Annotated in this window: 18 protein-coding genes; 2 read left to right on the top strand and 16 right to left on the bottom strand. The window is 68.2% G+C overall.

Annotation, left to right across the window (positions count from 1 at the left end; genetic code table 11):
* Positions 1-2: 2 nt before the first annotated feature.
* Positions 3-704, top strand: a complete 702-nt coding sequence (locus tag AC07XP_RS18945; protein ID WP_307635725.1) for an aspartate/glutamate racemase family protein — start codon at positions 3-5, stop codon at positions 702-704.
* A 31-nt stretch (positions 705-735) separates the two neighbouring features.
* Here AC07XP_RS18945 and AC07XP_RS18940 read toward each other — a convergent pair whose 3' ends face one another.
* Complete coding sequence (locus AC07XP_RS18940; protein WP_307635724.1) at positions 736-2,097, bottom strand: NAD(P)/FAD-dependent oxidoreductase; 1,362 nt, start codon at positions 2,095-2,097, stop codon at positions 736-738.
* A 132-nt stretch (positions 2,098-2,229) separates the two neighbouring features.
* On the opposite strand from AC07XP_RS18940, the gene AC07XP_RS18935 reads away from it, so the two are divergent.
* A complete protein-coding gene (locus AC07XP_RS18935) occupies positions 2,230-3,198 on the top strand; it encodes an alpha/beta hydrolase family protein (protein WP_307635723.1) in 969 nt (322 codons plus the stop codon).
* A 6-nt stretch (positions 3,199-3,204) separates the two neighbouring features.
* Here the strand turns inward: AC07XP_RS18935 and AC07XP_RS18930 are convergent, their stop codons facing one another.
* The 15 genes from AC07XP_RS18930 to ssuE form a co-directional block, all read right to left on the bottom strand.
* On the bottom strand, positions 3,205-5,043 hold the full coding sequence (locus tag AC07XP_RS18930; protein ID WP_495265565.1) for a family 2A encapsulin nanocompartment cargo protein cysteine desulfurase: 1,839 nt from the start codon (positions 5,041-5,043) through the stop codon (positions 3,205-3,207).
* Positions 5,044-5,109: 66 nt separating this feature from the next.
* Entirely contained in the window at positions 5,110-6,042 is a 933-nt protein-coding gene (locus AC07XP_RS18925) for a family 2A encapsulin nanocompartment shell protein (protein WP_042579703.1), read from the bottom strand.
* A gap of 64 nt (positions 6,043-6,106) precedes the next feature.
* The gene (locus AC07XP_RS18920; protein WP_062470032.1) at positions 6,107-6,376 is read right to left on the bottom strand and encodes a helix-turn-helix domain-containing protein; all 270 of its coding nucleotides are present in this window, start codon (positions 6,374-6,376) and stop codon (positions 6,107-6,109) included.
* On the bottom strand, positions 6,373-7,293 hold the full coding sequence (gene epsC, locus AC07XP_RS18915) for a serine O-acetyltransferase EpsC (RefSeq protein ID WP_062470029.1): 921 nt from the start codon (positions 7,291-7,293) through the stop codon (positions 6,373-6,375). The genes AC07XP_RS18920 and epsC overlap by 4 nt, the downstream gene beginning before the upstream one ends.
* Positions 7,294-7,330: 37 nt before the next feature.
* Entirely contained in the window at positions 7,331-7,813 is a 483-nt protein-coding gene (locus tag AC07XP_RS18910; protein WP_062470259.1) for a rhodanese-like domain-containing protein, read from the bottom strand.
* Between the two features lie 474 nt (positions 7,814-8,287).
* Entirely contained in the window at positions 8,288-8,503 is a 216-nt protein-coding gene (locus AC07XP_RS18905; protein ID WP_007829250.1) for a TOBE domain-containing protein, read from the bottom strand.
* Between the two features lie 52 nt (positions 8,504-8,555).
* The gene (locus tag AC07XP_RS18900; RefSeq protein ID WP_307635720.1) at positions 8,556-9,152 is read right to left on the bottom strand and encodes a malonic semialdehyde reductase; all 597 of its coding nucleotides are present in this window, start codon (positions 9,150-9,152) and stop codon (positions 8,556-8,558) included.
* A gap of 16 nt (positions 9,153-9,168) precedes the next feature.
* Positions 9,169-10,458, bottom strand: a complete 1,290-nt coding sequence (locus tag AC07XP_RS18895) for an O-acetylhomoserine aminocarboxypropyltransferase/cysteine synthase family protein (RefSeq protein ID WP_062470023.1) — start codon at positions 10,456-10,458, stop codon at positions 9,169-9,171.
* A gap of 35 nt (positions 10,459-10,493) precedes the next feature.
* Entirely contained in the window at positions 10,494-11,324 is an 831-nt protein-coding gene (locus tag AC07XP_RS18890; RefSeq protein WP_095745458.1) for an ATP-binding cassette domain-containing protein, read from the bottom strand.
* A 4-nt stretch (positions 11,325-11,328) separates the two neighbouring features.
* Positions 11,329-12,288 carry an aliphatic sulfonate ABC transporter substrate-binding protein gene (locus AC07XP_RS18885; protein ID WP_495265544.1) on the bottom strand — a complete coding sequence of 320 codons (960 nt, stop codon included), beginning with the start codon at positions 12,286-12,288 and terminating at the stop codon, positions 11,329-11,331.
* Positions 12,289-12,299: 11 nt separating this feature from the next.
* Positions 12,300-13,160, bottom strand: coding sequence for an aliphatic sulfonate ABC transporter permease SsuC (gene ssuC, locus AC07XP_RS18880; protein WP_495265543.1), 861 nt, complete (start codon positions 13,158-13,160; stop codon positions 12,300-12,302).
* Positions 13,161-13,168: 8 nt separating this feature from the next.
* On the bottom strand, positions 13,169-14,338 hold the full coding sequence (ssuD, locus tag AC07XP_RS18875; RefSeq protein WP_307692931.1) for an FMNH2-dependent alkanesulfonate monooxygenase: 1,170 nt from the start codon (positions 14,336-14,338) through the stop codon (positions 13,169-13,171).
* Between the two features lie 152 nt (positions 14,339-14,490).
* A complete protein-coding gene (locus AC07XP_RS18870) occupies positions 14,491-15,450 on the bottom strand; it encodes a sulfonate ABC transporter substrate-binding protein (RefSeq protein WP_369629007.1) in 960 nt (319 codons plus the stop codon).
* Positions 15,451-15,473: 23 nt separating this feature from the next.
* A complete protein-coding gene (locus tag AC07XP_RS18865) occupies positions 15,474-16,511 on the bottom strand; it encodes a sulfonate ABC transporter substrate-binding protein (protein ID WP_159271669.1) in 1,038 nt (345 codons plus the stop codon).
* A 122-nt stretch (positions 16,512-16,633) separates the two neighbouring features.
* A complete protein-coding gene (gene ssuE / locus AC07XP_RS18860; protein WP_070060842.1) occupies positions 16,634-17,218 on the bottom strand; it encodes an NADPH-dependent FMN reductase in 585 nt (194 codons plus the stop codon).
* Between the last annotated feature and the right edge of the window lie 55 nt (positions 17,219-17,273).

Here is a 17,273-nt window from a genome sequence, read left to right as displayed (position 1 = left end):
TCATGGCCGACACGCTCGCCTTCCTCCATACCGCGCAGGTGCATGTGCAGACCTTCGGCAGCCTGGCCCGCGAGATCGCGCCCGAGCTGCGCGTGCAGCACCTGGTGATGGAAGAGCTGCTCGCCGATGCGCGCACCCTGGGCGTCGACCACGCCGGCCTGGTGGCGCGCGTCCACGAAGCCATGCGCGACGCCGCCTCGGACGGCGCCTCGGTGGTCGTGTGCACCTGCTCGACCATCGGCGGCATCGCCGAAAAGACCGCCACCGGCGGCGCCTTCGCCGCCCTGCGCATCGACCGCGCCATGGCCGACCGCGCCGTGCGCAACGGCCCACGCGTGCTGATCGTCGGCGCCGTCGAAAGCACCATCGACCCGACCCTGTCGCTCGTGCTTTCAGCCGCGCGGCAAGCCGGCGTCGGCATCCGTGCCAGCACGCTGCTGGTCGACGATGCCTGGGTGCATTTCCAGTCCGGCGACATCGCCCGCTACGTGACCACGCTGGCCGAATCGATCCGCGCCGCAGCCGACGGGACCGACGTGATCGTGCTGGCGCAGGCGTCGATGGCGCCGGTGACGGGGTTGTTGGCGGACCTCGGGGTCGATGTGCTCAGCAGCCCGCAGCTGGGGGTGGCGCATGCGGTGGCGACGTTGCGCGCATCGAACACCGCGTGGGCGTCTGCCCGTACCGGCCTGACGGGCTGGTAGCCCCGCGACGCGAACCCGCCTCTGGGCGCGCCTAGTCCGACTTCAGGATCGTCTCCCCCTTCAACGCCCCCATGTCGCGGATGTTGAAGCGGTGGCGCTTCCACCCCGCCCAGGTGCGGCGGAAGTTGGCCAGGGAGATGCCGTAGTACAGCACCTTGAACATGCGCAGCGCGCCCCACATCGGCGTGCCCTTGTAGATGTCGCCGGCCAGCAGCGACATCAGCGCTTCCTTCACCCGGAACGGGTTGCCGGGGTACATGAACATGTCGCGGATGGTCGGGTTGGTCACGCGGTAGATGAACCACGAGTACTCGCGCGGACCCTTGCGCATCATGGCCTCGAAGCCTTCGCGGGCGCGGGCCAACTCGGCCGGCTGGTCGAGCGCGGTGGCCACCAGCTCGGCGCCGTCGAAGGCGCTGTGCATCGCCAGGTACACGCCCGAGGAGAACATCGGGTCGATGAAGGTGAAAGCGTCGCCCAGCAGCAGGTAGTTGTCGCCCGTGGCGTGCGTGCTCGAGTACGAGAAGTTGCCCGTGGCGTGCACCGCGTCGTCGACCAGGGTGGCGTTCTTCAGGCGGTCGGCCAGCACCGGGCACAGCGCGATGGTGTCGTAGAAGAATTCCTTCAGCGATTTTTCGCGCGTCTTCAGGTAGTAGGGCCAGCACACCGCGCCCACGCTGGTCGTGCCGTCGGCCAGCGGAATGAACCAGAACCAGCCATGCGGAAACCAGCAGATGCTGATGTTGCCTTCCTTCTTGCCCTCGAGCCGCTCGGCGTTCGTGAAGTGGCCGAACAGCGCGGTGCTGTTGTGGTCGGGGTTCTTCTGCTTGCAGCGGAATTTGTTGGCCAGCAGCGTGTCGCGGCCCGTGGCGTCGATCACGAAGCGCGCGCGCCAGCTGCGCTTGGCACCGTCGTCCATCACGGCCTGCACGGTGGCGCCGTCGGCGTCGAAGGCCACGTCGCGCACCTTGCAACCCTCGAAGGCCTGGGCGCCGCGCGTGGCGGCGTTGCGAAACAGCAGCTCGTCGAGCTCGGAGCGGCGCACCTGCCAGGCGGAGTCGAGCGACTTGTCCCAGCCTTCGGCGAACTCCACATAGCTGCGGTGCTCATGTTCGGGCGAGACGAACTCGATGCCGAACTTCGGCATGCCGATCTTCTCGACCTGGTCACGCACGCCGAGCCTGTCGAACAGCTCGACGTTCGCGGGCAGCAGCGACTCGCCGATGTGAAAACGCGGGTGGTGCTCTTTCTCGACCAGCACCACCCTGCGCCCCTGCTGCGCCAGCAGCGCCGCGACGGTCGAACCCGCGGGGCCGCCGCCGATCACGAACACATCGCAGGAATCGCTGACAGAAGAAGGAGCACCGGAAGAAGAAACCTGAGGCTGGGACATGCGAAGACAAGCAGCGTGATGGACAGCGACAGAGCATAGCGCGCCCGCATCGCACGACGCAAAACGGGCTGGCGGCGCGGGGCCGGAGGCGGCACACTGGCGGCCCGTTCAGCCCTCGAATCCTTGCGCGCCATGACCTTGCATCGCCTTGCCCTGCTCGCCGCCCTCTGCCTGTCTGCCGCATGGAGCCATGCCGCGGGCTTCAGCTTCATCGAGGTGCCGGCCGACAAGGACGGACCGGCCTTGCGCGGCGCGGTGTGGACGCCTTGCGAGGCGGCGCCCGGCGAGATCGCGTTCGGCCTGATCGCCATCTCGGCCACCAAGGACTGCCCTGTCGCCGGCACGGGGCTGCCGCTGGTGCTGATGTCGCACGGCTCGGGCGGCTCGTTCCTCGGCCACCACGACACGGCGGTGGCGCTGGCCGACGCGGGTTTCGTGGTCGCCGCCATCAACCATCCGAACGACAACTTCCAGGACATGGAGCGCCGGGGCCATCTCTCGACATTTGCCGCGCGGCCCGTCGACATGCGCCGGCTGGCGGATCACATGCTCAAGACGTGGCCCGGCCACACGAAGATCGCCGCCGACCGGGTCGGCTTCTTCGGCTTCTCGCGCGGCGGCTACACCGGCCTCGTGGCGACGGGCGCGGTGCCCGACTTCAAGCTGGGCCTGCGCTTTTGCACGCCGGCCTCGAAGATTCCGTTCTGCGGCCAGATCCAGCGTCAGGAACTGCCCGCGCCGCCGGTGCGCGATGCGCGCATCAAGGCGGCGGTGATCGTCGATCCGTTGAGCTTTTTCGATGCCGAGAGGCTGAAGCAGGTCACGGTGCCCGTCCAGCTCTGGGCTTCCGCGCGCGGCGGCGACGGGGTGACGCTGGACGACGTCGAAGCGGTTCGCCGCAACCTGCCTTCCGCGCCGGACTGGTACGTGCCCGCAAACACCGCGCACTTCGCCTTCCTGGCGCCCTGCGCGCCGGCCATGGCCAAGGCCTTGCCGGAGATCTGCAGCGATGCCGGCGGCTTCGACCGCGTCGCCTTCCACGCCGACTTCAATGCCAAGGTGCTCGCCTTCTTCAGGCAGCACCTGGCATCGAAGCCCTGAGCCGGCTCAGCGCGTGCGCCGCTGGCCTGCGAGCCGCCGCACCACCGTCACCAGCCGGTCGATCTCGTCGAAGGTGTTGTAGAACGCCAGCGACGGCCGCACCGTGGTCTCGACGCCGAAGCGCCGCAGGATCGGCTGCGCGCAGTGGTGCCCCGTGCGCACGGCGACGCCCTCGTCGTTGAGCGCGTGGCCCACCTCTTCGGTGGTGTAGCCGTCGAGCACGAAGGACATCACGCTCGCCTTGTCGGCCGCCGTGCCGATCAGCCGCACGCCGGGAATCGCGCCCAGTTGCGCCATGCCGTACACCAGCAGGTCGTGCTCGTAGCGCGCGATGTTCTCGATGCCGACCTTGTTCACGTAGTCGATGGCCGCGCCCAGGCCCACGGCATCGGCGATGTTGCCGGTGCCGGCCTCGAACTTGTTCGGGATCGGCTGGAACACGGTCTTCTCGAAGGTCACGTCGGCAATCATGTTGCCACCGCCCTGCCACGGGGGCATGTCCTCGAGCACCTCGCGCTTGCCCCAGACCACGCCGATGCCGGTCGGGCCGAACACCTTGTGGCCGGAGAACACGAAGAAGTCGGCGCCGATGTCCTGCACGTCCACGCGCATGTGCGAGACCGATTGCGCGCCGTCGACCAGCGCCTTGGCACCCGCACGATGGGCCAGCTCGACGATCTCCTTCACCGGCACCACGGTGCCCAGCGCGTTCGAGACCTGCGTGACGGCGACGATCTTCGTGCGGTCGTTCAGCAGCTTGCGGTATTCGTCGAGCAGCACCTGGCCCGAGTCGTCCACCGGAATCACGCGCAGCTTCGCGCCCTTGGCGGCGGCGAGCTGCTGCCACGGCACGATGTTGGCGTGGTGCTCGAGGTTCGACACGATGATCTCGTCGCCCTCGCCCACGTGCTGGCCGCCCCAGCTCTTGGCCACGAGGTTGATGGCCTCGGTGGTGCCGCGCACGAAGATCACCTCTTCGACTTCCGGCGCATTGATGAACTTGCGGACGCGCTCGCGTGCGCCTTCGTAGGCATCGGTCGCGCGCGCGGCCAGTTCATGCGCCGCGCGGTGGATGTTCGAGTTCTCGTGCTCGTAGAAGTACGCGATGCGGTCGATGACCGACTGCGGCTTGTGCGTGGTGGCGGCGTTGTCGAACCACACGAGCTGCTTGCCGTTCACGCGCTCCTGCAGGATCGGGAAATCGCGGCGCACGGCGTGCACGTCGAACGGCGGATGTTGGCCGCTGCCGGCCTGCGGCACTGCGTCGGAGCCACGTGGATCGGGCTTGGCCGGCGTGACGAAGCCGCTGGGCAGGCGCACCACATCGACGAAGTAGAACTGCGCATCGCGTCCGGCCGGTGCCGCAGGTGGGCTCGGCGGTAATGCGGGCTGCGCCGTCGGCGCGGCAAGGCCCGCGAACGGATCGTGGATCGCAAAGCCATCGCTGGCGGTGCCTGCCGTCGGATGTCCGTAGCTGTGGTTCAGGAAGTAGAACGGCGATGCGGAGGCGGCCTGCGGCGACGCAGGCGCCCCCACCTGCTGCGGCACGCCCTGCACCACGCCGCCCGAACGCGGCTCGAAGGCCGGCGCCACCGACAGCACCGTGTCAGGCACGCCGTTGCCCGCCACCGCATGCGGCAGCAAGGCCGGCGCGCGGTTCGCGAGCGACGGCAGCTGCGTGGGCGATGCCGGCAGCACATTGGCGCCCGGAATCTGCCCCTGCGGGATCGGCGTGCCCGGCACGCTCGGCCCGAAGCCGGCGGGGCTCACCAGCGGCGAGCCCGGCGGTGCGATGTTGGCGGGAAACTGCGCGCCCGGCGGCGCGGAGAACATGGCGCTGGCCATGCGCGCGAGAACGGCCGGATCGAACGGCGCCTCGCCCGGGAACGTGGGTGTGCTGCTCACCGCGGCTTACTTGTAGGTGTCGGGATAGTCGTGGTACTTGCCGATCTCGACGTCGTCGAGCACGGCCAGCGCGTCGGTGGTCAGCACCGCGAGCGAGCAGTACAGCGAGATCAGGTACGACGCGATCGCGTGGTTGTTGATGCCCATGAAGCGCACCGACAGCCCCGGGCTCTGCTCACCCGACAGGCCCGGCTGGAACAGGCCCACCACACCCTGGCGCTTGTCGCCCACGCGCAGCAAGAGGATCTTGCTCTTGCCATCGGCCACCGGCACCTTGTTCGACGGAATCAGCGGAATGCCGCGCCAGGTGATGAACTGCGAACCGAACAGGCTCACCGTGGGCGGCGGTGTGCCACGGCGCGTGGCTTCACGCCCGAACGCGGCAATGGCCAGCGGGTGCGTGAGGAAGAACGCGGGCTCCTTCCACACCTTGGTCAGCAGCTCGTCCAGGTCGTCGGGCGTGGGCGCGCCGGTCAGCGGGAAGATGCGCTGCTCTTCGCTCACCTGCGCCAGCAGGCCGTAGTCGGGGTTGTTGATGAGCTCGCTCTCCTGGTTCTCCTTGATCGTCTCGATCGTCAGGCGCAGCTGCTCCTTGATCTGGTCGTGCGGACTGCTGTACAGGTCGGAGATGCGGGTGTGCACGTCGAGCACGGTGCTCACGGCATTGAGGTAGTGCTCGCGCGGGTTCTCTTCGTAGTCGACGAAGGTGCGCGGCAGCTGGTTCTCTTCTTCGCGCGAGGTGCAGGTGACCTTGATCGACTCGGGGTTCTTGACCTTGTTGACGCGGTAGATGCCCGCTTCCACCGGCACCCACTGCAGCAGGTGCGTCAGCCAGCGCGGGCTGATGGTCTCGAGTTGGGGAACGGTCTTGGTGGCGTTGGCTAGCTGGCGGGCGGCGTTGTCGCCAAGGGCGGTGGTACCACCGACTGTTGCACTCATGGATCAAGGCTCCGTGGGTTGAGGAAAAAGTGATCGCCAGTGTCTGGCGACCACGGGTTTCCCCTCAACAGGCTATAGCCGCCAAGTTGATCCGCCGTGCAAGGCGCGACTGCTCCAGTTGCTCGCAACGCGCGAGCAGGTTGACGATGTTGATGCCCAGCGCGGTGGCCAGCTTCTGCGCCGTGACGATCGACGGGATCACGCGCCCGCGCTCGATCTCGCCCACGTACGAGCGGTTCAGATCGGAACGCTCGGCCAGCTCTTCCTGCGACCAGCCCTGCCCTTCGCGCAGCTGGCGCACGGTGACGCCGAAGTCTTCGACGAAGGCTTTCATACGCTGCCCGCCTTCGGTGCGCTGTTGTTCTGCAGGCTGGCCTGCGTGACGCTGGCACCGGGCTTCACGTCGTCGGTGATCCACACGTTGCCGCCGATGACTGCGCCCTTGCCCAGCGTCACGCGGCCCAGGATGGTGGCGCCCGCGTAGATGACCACGTCGTCCTCCACCACCGGGTGGCGCGGCAGGCCCTTCTGCAGGTTGCCTTCGGCGTCGGTGGGGAAGCGCTTGGCGCCGAGCGTGACGGCCTGGTACAACCGCACGCGCTTGCCGATGACGGCCGTCTCGCCGATCACGACGCCCGTGCCGTGGTCCATGAAGAAGCCCGCGTCGATGGTCGCGCCCGGGTGGATGTCGATGCCGGTCTGCGCATGCGCCAGCTCGGCGACGATGCGCGCGAGCAGCGGCAGGCCGAGCTCGTAGAGCCGGTGCGCGAGGCGGTGATGAATCATCGCCAGCACGCCCGGATAGCACAGCAGCACCTCGTCGACGCTGCGCGCCGCGGGGTCGCCCTGGTAGGCCGCGAGCACGTCGCTGTCGAGCAGCCGGCGCAGGCCCGGCAGCGCGTTCGCGAACTGGCGCACCGCTTCGGTGGCCGCGGCATCGATCTCGCTCGCGGGGCGCGGTGCCAGCCGTGCGTTGAAGTTCAGCTCGAGCCGGGCCTGCACCAGCAGCGCCTGCAAGGCGGCGTCGAGCGTGTGGCCCACGTAGAAATCCTCGCTCTCGTGGCGCAGATCCGGCGGGCCCAGCCGCATCGGAAAGAGCGCGCCCTTGAGCGATTCGACGATCTGCGCCAGCGCATCGCGCGACGGAAACTCGCGCGCCCCGGGCTCGCGCGAACGGCGCTGCGAATCGCGCCACTCGTCACGCACCTCGTGCAGGGCGCGCACGATGTCACTCACTTCGAATTGAGCCATGTGTGTTTTCCTCCCGTGTGTTTCTATCGGTGTGGGTTCAGTCCTGCACCCACGGCAGGCCATGGAAACGCCAGCCGTCGGACCCGCCGCGATGCTGCCGCGCATCGATCTCGCCCTCGAAGCCTTCGAGCACGTTGAACACCTGCGTGAAGCCGGCCTTGGCCGCAGCTTCGGCCGCCAGTGCGGAGCGCTTGCCGCTGCGGCACAACAGCAGCACCACGGCCTCCTTGCCGCCGTCCTTCGCCACCTTGGCTTCGAGCTCGCGCACGAAGCGCGGGTTGCGGGTGAGCGCGGTGCCTGTGGCCCAGGCCACGTGCAGGCTGTCGGGCACGTGGCCGACGAACTTGCGTTCTTCGCCGGAGCGCACGTCCACGAGCAGGGCGTGGCCGTCCTGTACCAACTGCCAGGCCACGGGGGGCGTCACGCCGCCGGCGTAGGGCCAGTTCTTTTCGATGGCTTGCGCGCGCGCCTGTTCGAGAGCGGGCGGCAAGGCGATGACATCTTCAACTTCCACGGACATGCGGTTCGGCTCCTGTTGTACGTTGGTCATTCCATCTTCCTTGATGGCGATAACCACCACTGTAGGAGTGCGAAGGCCAAGGTCAAACGACTCAAAAGTCGATTCTTAACAACCTTGTGATCTATGGGGTGCTGGGCCTGGGTGCTTCAGGGCGCGCTCCCGCCGACGGGGTACCTTGCTCCGCGAATGTCCCCCGGGGCTTCGCCCCTCCTCCTTGATTTCGCTGCGCAAGGCACCCCATCGACGTGAGCGTCATGCGCAGCGGTCGTTGATCGGCGAGCACAACGACAGCGCCCGGTGTGCTCAGGACACTGGGTGCTTCCCGCAGCGAAATTAAGGGGGAGGCCGCAGGCCGGAGGACATTCGCGGAGGGAAGTACCCGGTGGCCTGGGCACACGCCCCGAACCAGCGACCTCAAACGAAAAACCCCGGCACCAAAGACAGCACCGGGGAATCGCAAAGCCCGAGGGTCCGTCAGAGCTTGGCGATCGAAACTTCGGTCGACTTCACGAGTGCGACCACGTCGGAACCCACCTTCAGCTGCAGCTCGTCGACCGAGCGCGTGGTGATGACGGAGGTGACGATGCCCCAGGCAGTTTCGACATCGACTTCGGAGACGACGTCGCCGCGGATGATCTCGCGGACCTTGCCCTTGAACTGGTTGCGGACGTTGATGGCTTGGATGGACATGGTGATTTCTCTTTCAGGGTTGACAGGGGTTGTGGGTGAAAACGGCCGACGCTCAGACGATCTCGGCCACGTCGTCGAACGCCAGCCGGGGGCCGCGTTCGAAGGTGCCGGCGTGGTCGGCCACGCCGAGGTTGACGAGGAAGTTCGCGCGATAGCGGCCGTCGGGGAAGAAGGCCTTGTCGACCAGATCGGCGTTGAAGCCCGACTGCGGCCCCGCGTCGAGCCCGAGCGCGCGCGCCGCCAGGATCAGGTAGGCGCCCTGCAGGCTGCTGTTGCGAAAGGCCGTGGCCTGCGCGGCTTCGGCGCTCTTCTCGAAGAAGGGCTTGGCGTCGTAGGCCGGGAACTGCGTGGGCAGGTGCTCGTAGAAACGCGTGTCGTGCGCCACGATCACCGTCACGCCGGCCTGCAGCGTCTGCGCGGTGTTGCCCGCCGACACGGCCGGCTTCAGCTTCGCCTTGGCCTCCTCGCTGCGCACGAACACGTAGCGCGCAGGCTGGGCGTTGTAGGCGGTCGGGCCCCACTTCACGAGGTCGTAGAGCTGGTGGATCAGCGCGTCGGTCACGGGCACCGGCTTGAAGGCGTGCACGGTGCGCGCCTTGCGAAACAGCTGGTCCAGCGCGGCGTCGGGGATGGCTTGCAGTGTGGTCATGACTTGGAACGTTGTCTCAGTTCGATGCGGCGGCCAGGGCCTGGTCGAGGTCGGCGATCAGGTCGTCGATGTGCTCGATGCCCACCGACAGGCGCACGGTGTCTTCCGTGACGCCGGCGCGGGCCAGTTCTTCGGGCGACAGCTGCCGGTGCGTGGTCGATGCGGGGTGCGTGGCCAGCGAGCGCACGTCGCCGATGTTCACGAGGCGCGTGAAGAGCTTCAGCGCATCGAGGAACTTCGCCCCGCCCTCGCGACCCGCGCCGATGCCGAAGGTCAGCACGCCGCTGGACTTGCCGCCGAAGTACTTCTTCGCCAACGGGTAGTCGGCATGGTCCTCGAGCGCGGCGTAGTTCACCCAGTTGACGGCCTTGCTCTGCTTCAGGTGCTGCGCCACCGCCAGCGCATTGCTGCTGATGCGGTCCATGCGCAGCGCCAGCGTCTCGATGCCCTGCAGGATCAGGAAGGCGTTGAACGGCGAGATGGCCGCGCCTGTGTTGCGCAGCGGCACCACGCGTGCACGGCCGATGTAGGCGGCCGGGCCGAGCGCCTCGGTGTAGACCACGCCGTGGTAGCTCACGTCGGGCTCGTTCAGGCGCTTGAAGCGCTCCTTGTGCTCGGCCCACGGGAACTTGCCCGAATCGACGATGGCGCCACCGATGCTGGTGCCGTGGCCGCCCAGGTACTTGGTGAGCGAGTGCACCACGATGTCGGCGCCGTGCTCGATGGGCCGGCTCAGGTACGGCGAGGGCACGGTGTTGTCGACGATGAGCGGCACGCCGTGGCGGTGCGCAATTTCAGCAATGGCTGCAATGTCGGTCACGTTGCCCGCCGGGTTGCCCAGCGACTCGACGAACACCGCCTTGGTGCGCTCGTCGAACAGCTTCTCGAAACTGCTCGGGTCGCGGTGGTCCGCGAAGCGCGTCGTGATGCCGAACTGCGGCAGCGTGTGGGCGAACAGGTTGTAGGTGCCGCCGTACAGCGCCGTGCTGCTGATGATGTTGTCACCGGCCTCGGCGATGGTCTGGATCGCGTAGGTCACCGCCGCCTGCCCCGAGGCCAGTGCCAGCGCGGCAATGCCGCCTTCGAGCGCGGCCACGCGCTGCTCCAGCACGTCCTGCGTCGGGTTGTTGATGCGGGTGTAGATGTTGCCCGGCACCTTCAGGTCGAACAGGTCCGCGCCGTGCTGCGCGCTGTCGAAGGCGTAGGCGACGGTCTGGTAGATCGGCGGCGCGACCGCACGGGTGGTGGGCTCGGGCGAGTAGCCGGCGTGGACCGACAGGGTTTCGAATTTCCAGTTCTGCGACATGCGACTGCCTTTCAAAGGGGAATGGATGAAACGACTCAGATCGCCCAGCGCAGGGCGTGGGCCTGGGGCGTGAGCCAGCTGGCATCGGTGCTTTCCACATCGGTCTCTTCGGACTTCTGCAGCACCCGGTCGAGGATTCGTTTTTCGATCGCGGCAAAGGCCGGGTCGCCCTGCGAGCGCGGGCGCGCCAGCGCGATGTTCTCGTCGAGCGCGATGCGACCGTCCTCGATGAGGATCACGCGGTCAGCCAGCGCCACGGCTTCCTGCACGTCGTGCGTCACCAGCAGCGCGGTGAAGCGGTGGCGTTGCCACAGGTTCTCGATGAGGCGGTGCATCTCGATGCGCGTGAGCGCGTCGAGCGCGCCCAGCGGCTCGTCGAGCAGCAGCAGGCGCGGGTGGTGCACCAGCGCGCGCGCCAGGGCCACGCGCTGGCGCTGCCCGCCCGACAGGCGCGCCGGCCATTCGTTCTCGCGGTCGGCCAGGCCCACCTGCGCGAGCACTTCCTTGCCGCGCGCCTTGGCGTCGTTGGGCAGGCCCAGCGTCACGTTGTCGAGCACGCGGCGCCAGGGCAGCAGGCGCGCCTCCTGGAACATGATGCGCGTGTCGTCGTGCAGGCCGCTCACGGCCTTGCCGTCGGTGTACAGACCGCCGGAAGTGGCTTCCTCGAGGCCCGCGATGAGCCGCAGCAGCGTGCTCTTGCCGCAGCCGCTGCGCCCCACGATGGCGATGAACTGGCCCGGCTCGATGGTCAGCTGCGTGTTGCGCAGCACCTCGCGCGCGCCATAGCGCTTGTGCAGGCCGCGCGCCTCGAGGCGCACGCCGCCGGCAATGGCTTGGGGTTGGATGTCTTTCAGAACGGCACTCATGAATTCAGGCCCCGGGGTTGAACAGCGCCACGTTCAGCGCATCGATTTTTCTGGGCAGCAGCTTCTCGGCGAAGAAGGCATCGGCGATGCGCTGCTGTTCGGCCAGCCCGCCGGCCACCACCGGCCGCACGGCGTAGCTGCGGCGGCTGTTGGCCTGCTCGATGGTCGGGGCGTCGAGCCCCCACACGGGCGCGAGCAGGGCCGCGGCTTCCTTGGGGTGCTGCTTCACCCACTTGCCGGTTTTTTCCAGCTCGGCGTAGACCACGCGCAGCACGTCGGGCCGCGCCTTCGCGAACTTGGTGCTCGCCAGGTAGTAGCGCTGGTACGACGCGATGCCCGCGCCGTCGGCCAGGATGCGCACCTTCGACTGGCGCTGCGCGGCGGCCAGGAACGGGTCCCACACCACCCAGGCGTCGATGGCGCCGCGCTCGAAGGCGGCGCGGCCGTCGGCCGGCGTGAGGTAGGCGGGCTCGATGTCCTTGAACGACAGGCCGGCCTTTTCGAGCGCGGCGATCAGCAGGTAGTGCGCGCCGGCCGCCTTCGCGAAACCGACCTTCCTGCCCTTGAGATCGGCCACGGTCTTGAGCGGCGACTCGTCGCGCACGACGATGGCCTGCGCGGCTGGCGATGGCGCTTCCTGCGCCAGAAAGGTCAGGTCGGCGCCGGCCGCTTGTGCGAACACGGGCACGGTGTCGGCCACGTCGGCGCTGATGTCGAGGTTGTCGAGGTTCAGCGCCTCGAGCAGCGGCAGGCCGCTGGTGAACTCGTGCCAGCTCAGCGAAACATTGAGCGGTGCGAGCTGTTTCTCGAGCGTGCCCTGCACCTTCAGCAGCGCGATCAGCGTGGACGACTTCTGGTAGCCGAAGCGCACCGTGGCAGGCCGTTGTTGCTGCGCCAGCACGGCACCCGCACTCAGCGCACCCAGCGTCGCCAAGGCGGTACGTCGATTGATGAGATGGTTCATGTCCCCTGCCCTCACTTCGCCGGCTTCTTCTGGTAGCCAGGGTGCCAGCGCAGCCACCACTGCTCCAGGCCGCGTGCAAACAGATCGGCCAGCTTACCGAGCAGCGCGTACAGCAGGATGCCCACGAGCACGATGTCGGTCTGCAGGAACTCGCGAGCGTTCATCGTGAGGTAGCCGATGCCGGCCTGCGCCGAGATGGTCTCCGCCACGATGAGGATCACCCACATCAGGCCCAGCGAGAAGCGCAGGCCCACGAGGATCGACGACAGCGCGCCCGGCAGGATCACCTCGCGGTACAGCTGCCAGCGCGACAGGCCGTAGGTGCGCCCCATCTCGATGAGCTGCGGGTCGACGTTGCGGATGCCGTGGAAGGTGTTCAGGTAGATCGGGAAGAACACCGACACCGAGATCAAAAAGAGCTTGGCCGACTCGTCGATGCCGAACCACAAAATCACCAGCGGAATCAGCGCCAGTGCCGGGATGTTGCGCACCATCTGGATGGTGGAGTCGAGCAGCGTCTCGAAGAACTTCACCGAGCCCGTGAGCAGGCCCAGCGCGAGCCCCGCGCCGCCGCCAATGGCGAGGCCCGCAAGCGCACGGCCCGCGCTCACCTTCACGTGCGTCCAGAGCTCGCCGGACACGGTGAGCGACCATGCGGCCTTGACCACGTCCAGCGGTGCCGGCAGCACCCGCGTCGAGAGCCAGCCCAGCGACGAGGCGATCTGCCAGACGACGATCAGCCCCACGGGCACCAGCCACGGGATGAGCCGCTTCGCGACGTTGAGGCCGAAGCCTCGCAGCGCGCTGCCCGCGTCCCCTGCGGTGTTCGATGCCGGCGCCACCGCCGGCAGGTCCTGTACTTGTTCGGTCATGCGTGTCCTCAGCTTTGGGAGACGAGGCGCGAGGGCGCGTCGAGGTTGGCGACGACTTCGCCGAAGGGGCCGCTCAGCGAACCGCCCGCGAGTTGCGTCTTCGCCTTGCGCGAGAGCAGCGGGAACACCAGCTCGGCGAAGCGGTAGGCCTCTTCGAGGTGCGGGTAGCCCGAGAAGATGAACTTGTCGATGCCCAGCGCCGCGTACTCCTCGATGCGCGCCGCCACGGTCTTGGCGTCGCCGACCAGCGCCGTGCCCGCGCCACCGCGCACCAGGCCCACGCCGGCCCAGAGGTTGGGCGCGATCTCCAGGTCGGCGCGCCCACGCTTGGCGCCGCCGGCGTGCAGCGCGGCCATGCGGCGCTGGCCTTCGGAATCCATGCGCGCAAAGGCGGCCTGGGCGCGCGCGACGGTCTCGTCATCAACGCGGCTGATGAGTTCTTCGGCGGCCTTCCAGGCGGCGTCTTCGGTCTCGCGCACGATCACGTGCAGGCGGATGCCGAACTGCACGCTGCGGCCCTGGCGCTCGGCGCGGGCGCGCACGTCGGCGATCTTCTTGGACACTTCCGCGGGCGGCTCGCCCCAGGTCAGGTAGGCATCGACCTGCTCGGCCGCGAGGTCATGCGCCGCCGCAGAAGAGCCGCCGAACCACACGGGCGGGTGCGGCTTCTGCACCGGCGGAAACAGCAGCCGCGCCCCCTTCACGCTCAGGTGCTTGCCTTCGTAGTCGTAGGTGCCGGTCTCGTGGCTGCGCGCAATGATCTCGCGCCAGATGCGGATGAACTCGGCCGACTGCTCGTAGCGCGCCGCATGGTCGAGGTACACGCCGTCGCCTTCCAGCTCGGCCTGGTCGCCGCCGGTGACGAGGTTCACAAGCAGGCGCCCGCCCGAGAGCCGGTCGAAGGTCGCGGCCATGCGCGCGGCCAGGCTGGGCTGGTGCAGGCCGGGGCGCACGGCCACCAGGAACTTGAGCTTCTTCGTCGCACCGATGAGGCTGGACGCGATCACCCACGGGTCTTCGCAGGAGCGGCCGGTGGGAATCAGCACGCCTTCGTAGCCGAGGTGGTCGGCCGCGCCGGCGATCTGTTGCAGGTACGGCAGGTCGACGGCGCGCGCGCCTTCGCTCGTGCCGAGGTAACGGCTGTCGCCGTGCGTGGGGAGGAACCAGAAGATCTGCATCGGAAACTCTCGATCGTTCGTTGGCTTGCCCGTTCAGACGGCAAGCAGGAAAGGAAGGCGGCGCGCCGCAGACACGACGCCCCAGGCGCGCGCCGTGATGGCCAGCACGTGGCCGGCGCGTTCGTGCAGCGCAGTCGACAACACGGCAGCCATCACGCGATCCCCGCGCCGGCGGCTTCGAGCACGTTGATCTTTCTGGGGATCAGCTTGAGCGCGAAGAAGGTGTCGGCGATCTGCTGCTGCTCGGCCAGGATGGCCTTGGTGATCGGGCCGGTGCCGTAGGCCGTGCGGCCCTGCGACAGGTCGGCCACGGCCTTGGGCAGGCCCCAGATGGCCGACAGCTCGGTCGCCAGTTCGTTGCGATGGGCGGCGCCCCATTGGTCGATCTTGTTGACCTCTTCGATCGCGATGGCCAGCACGTCGGCGTTCTTCGCCACGTAGTCGAGCGACGAGAAGTAATAGGCGCGGTTGCCGACCACGCCCACGGCGTCGGCCAGGATGCGCGCGTCGAGTGACTGCTGCGCGGCGGCCAGGAACGGGTCCCAGATCACCCAGGCGTCGACCGAGCCTTTTTCGAAGGCGGCGCGCGCGTCGGCCGGCGGCAGGTAGACCAGGTTCAGGTCGCTGTACGCCAGGCCGTGCTTCTCGAACAGCTTGACGATGAAGTAGTGGACGTTCGAGCCCTTGTTGAGCGCGATCTTCTTGCCCTTGAGGTCGGCCACGGTCTGGATGGCGGAGCCCTTGGGCACCAGCACCGCCTCGGTCTTCGGGCGCGGCACCGTGGCGCCCACGTAGGCCAGCGGCGCGCCGGCGGCCTGCGCGAAGATGGGCGGCGCTTCGCCCACGTCGCCGAAGTCGATCGAGCCGACGTTCAGCGCCTCGAGCTGCACCGGGCCGGCCGTGAACTCGGTCCACTTCACGGTGGCGCCCAGCGGTGCGAGCCGCTTCTCGAGCGTGCCGCGGGCCTTGAGCACGCTCAGGTAGCCCTTCTGGTGGCCGATGCGCAACTGACGCGCGGGGCTCTGCGCCAGCGCGGCGAACGACGATGGCAGCGCGAGGGCGGCGGCTGCGCCCTGGAGCAGGCGGCGGCGGGGAATGGCAATGCGGGTCATGGAATGGGGTCCTTCGAAACTGTTCAGGGCTGGGCCGTGACGACCGCGTCGCTGACCTTGATGGGCTTGGGAATGAGCTTCAGCGCGAAGAAGGTGTCGGCGATCTGCTGCTGGTCGGCCGCGACGGCCGCGGTGATCGGCTTCACGTTGAACTCGTAGCGGCGCAGCGCCAGCTCGACCACATCGACGGGCAGGCCCTGCAGCGGCGCGATCAGCTCGGCGGCCTGGCGCAGGTTCTTCTTGAGCCAGATGCCCTGCTCCACCGAATCGGCGAACAGCGCGTCGATCACCTGCGGGTGCTTCTTCACGAAGCCGCGCTCGCCCAGGTAGTACTGGTAGTTGTTGACCACGTCCGGCGCGCCATCGGCCAGCACGCGAGCGCCGGTGGCTTTCTCGGCGGCGGCCTGGAACGGGTCCCAGATCACCCAAGCGTCGACGTTCTTGCTCTCGAAAGCGGCGCGGCCATCGGCGGGCGCGAGGTACACGGGCTGGATGTCGGAGAGCTTCAGGCCGTTCTTCTCGAGCTGCTTCACGAGCAGGTAGTGCACGTTGCTGCCCTTGTTGAGCGCGACCTTCTTGCCCTTGAGGTCGGCCACGGAGCGGATGGGCGAATCCTTGGTGACGAGGATGGCCTCGGCGCGCGGTGCGGCCGGGTCGTAACCGAAGTAGACGAACTTCGCCCCCGCGGCCTGCGCGAAGATGGGCGGCGCCTCGCCGACGTAGCCCACGTCGACCGCACCCACGTTCAGCCCTTCGAGCAATTGCGGGCCGGCCGGAAACTCGACCCACTTCACGCCGAAGCCCAGCGGCGAGAGCTTCTTCTCGAGCGTGCCCTGCGCCTTCTGCAGCACGAACAGGCTGGCCGACTTCTGGTAGCCGATGCGCAGCTCGCCCCTGGCCTTCGTCTGCGTCTGGGCGTGCGCCGAGGCGGCGGAGATGAAGCTCACGATGAGCGCGATGGCGGTGACGACGATGGCGCTGATGGCCAGGTCGCGCAGCGCCTGCCAGAAGGAGCGCGGCGCGACTTCGAACACGGAGTCTTCGGGAGCGACGGGGTTCATGCGGAATTCCTTGGTGCAAAAACGTGAGGCAAAGCGATCCCCCGGCCGCGCGCTGGCGGCTTCGAAAAACGGGGAACGGAATGAGGTCTGGCCGGGGCCGGGTTCAGCGGGGAACCCGGTCGTCAGACGCTACATCGCACACGGGAAAAGGGAACCGGCTCGAAGCCATGGGTCGCCGGCAGCTTCAGGCCTTCGGTCGCGAGCACCTCGACGGCCTCGTTCAGGCGCTCCGCCAAGTCGTGGTGCACCTGGTAGGCGTTCTCGGGCGTCAGCGCGATCTGCGAATCGCTCGCGTAGACGCCCGGCAGGATGTGGCGCGCCGACAGCGACTGCAGCACAGGCCGCAGTGCGTAGTCGAGCGCGAGCATGTGGTGCGGGCTGCCGCCGGTGGCCAGGGGCAGCACCGTCTTGCCCTTGAGCGCGTTCTGCGAGAGCAGGTCGAGAAAGACCTTCAGCACGCCGCTGTAGGCCGCCTTGTAGACCGGCGTGGCCACCACGATCACGCGGGCCGCCGCCACCTGGGCAATGGCACGCTCGATGGCCGGATGCGCCCACTCGGCCAGCAGCAGCGCTTGCGCCGGCAGGTCGCGGATCGCGAGCCGCTCGATGCGCGCATGGCGTTGGGCCAGCCGCTCGCCCACCGCGTCGAGCAAGGCGGTGGAGCGGGACGGGGCCGAGGGGCTGCCAGCAATCAGGAGAACGGACACGAGAAACTTTCGTTGGGCTTCAGGAGAAATTCAGGGCGAAGCGATCCCCGGCGCC

This window comes from Variovorax sp. GW531-E2, assembly GCF_059423125.1.
This window is presented reverse-complemented; position numbering and strand designations above follow the sequence as displayed.

What these genes read in the sequence shown, in the direction of transcription:
- AC07XP_RS18945 (WP_307635725.1), top strand. Translation starts at nt 3, where the DNA reads ATGGCCGACACGCTCGCCTTCCTCCATACCGCGCAGGTGCATGTGCAG.
- AC07XP_RS18940 (WP_307635724.1), bottom strand. Translation starts at nt 2,097, where the DNA reads ATGTCCCAGCCTCAGGTTTCTTCTTCCGGTGCTCCTTCTTCTGTCAGC.
- AC07XP_RS18935 (WP_307635723.1), top strand. Translation starts at nt 2,230, where the DNA reads ATGACCTTGCATCGCCTTGCCCTGCTCGCCGCCCTCTGCCTGTCTGCC.
- AC07XP_RS18930 (WP_495265565.1), bottom strand. Translation starts at nt 5,043, where the DNA reads ATGGCCAGCGCCATGTTCTCCGCGCCGCCGGGCGCGCAGTTTCCCGCC.
- AC07XP_RS18925 (WP_042579703.1), bottom strand. Translation starts at nt 6,042, where the DNA reads ATGAGTGCAACAGTCGGTGGTACCACCGCCCTTGGCGACAACGCCGCC.
- AC07XP_RS18920 (WP_062470032.1), bottom strand. Translation starts at nt 6,376, where the DNA reads ATGAAAGCCTTCGTCGAAGACTTCGGCGTCACCGTGCGCCAGCTGCGC.
- epsC (WP_062470029.1), bottom strand. Translation starts at nt 7,293, where the DNA reads ATGGCTCAATTCGAAGTGAGTGACATCGTGCGCGCCCTGCACGAGGTG.
- AC07XP_RS18910 (WP_062470259.1), bottom strand. Translation starts at nt 7,813, where the DNA reads ATGTCCGTGGAAGTTGAAGATGTCATCGCCTTGCCGCCCGCTCTCGAA.
- AC07XP_RS18905 (WP_007829250.1), bottom strand. Translation starts at nt 8,503, where the DNA reads ATGTCCATCCAAGCCATCAACGTCCGCAACCAGTTCAAGGGCAAGGTC.
- AC07XP_RS18900 (WP_307635720.1), bottom strand. Translation starts at nt 9,152, where the DNA reads ATGACCACACTGCAAGCCATCCCCGACGCCGCGCTGGACCAGCTGTTT.
- AC07XP_RS18895 (WP_062470023.1), bottom strand. Translation starts at nt 10,458, where the DNA reads ATGTCGCAGAACTGGAAATTCGAAACCCTGTCGGTCCACGCCGGCTAC.
- AC07XP_RS18890 (WP_095745458.1), bottom strand. Translation starts at nt 11,324, where the DNA reads ATGAGTGCCGTTCTGAAAGACATCCAACCCCAAGCCATTGCCGGCGGC.
- AC07XP_RS18885 (WP_495265544.1), bottom strand. Translation starts at nt 12,288, where the DNA reads ATGAACCATCTCATCAATCGACGTACCGCCTTGGCGACGCTGGGTGCG.
- ssuC (WP_495265543.1), bottom strand. Translation starts at nt 13,160, where the DNA reads ATGACCGAACAAGTACAGGACCTGCCGGCGGTGGCGCCGGCATCGAAC.
- ssuD (WP_307692931.1), bottom strand. Translation starts at nt 14,338, where the DNA reads ATGCAGATCTTCTGGTTCCTCCCCACGCACGGCGACAGCCGTTACCTC.
- AC07XP_RS18870 (WP_369629007.1), bottom strand. Translation starts at nt 15,450, where the DNA reads ATGACCCGCATTGCCATTCCCCGCCGCCGCCTGCTCCAGGGCGCAGCC.
- AC07XP_RS18865 (WP_159271669.1), bottom strand. Translation starts at nt 16,511, where the DNA reads ATGAACCCCGTCGCTCCCGAAGACTCCGTGTTCGAAGTCGCGCCGCGC.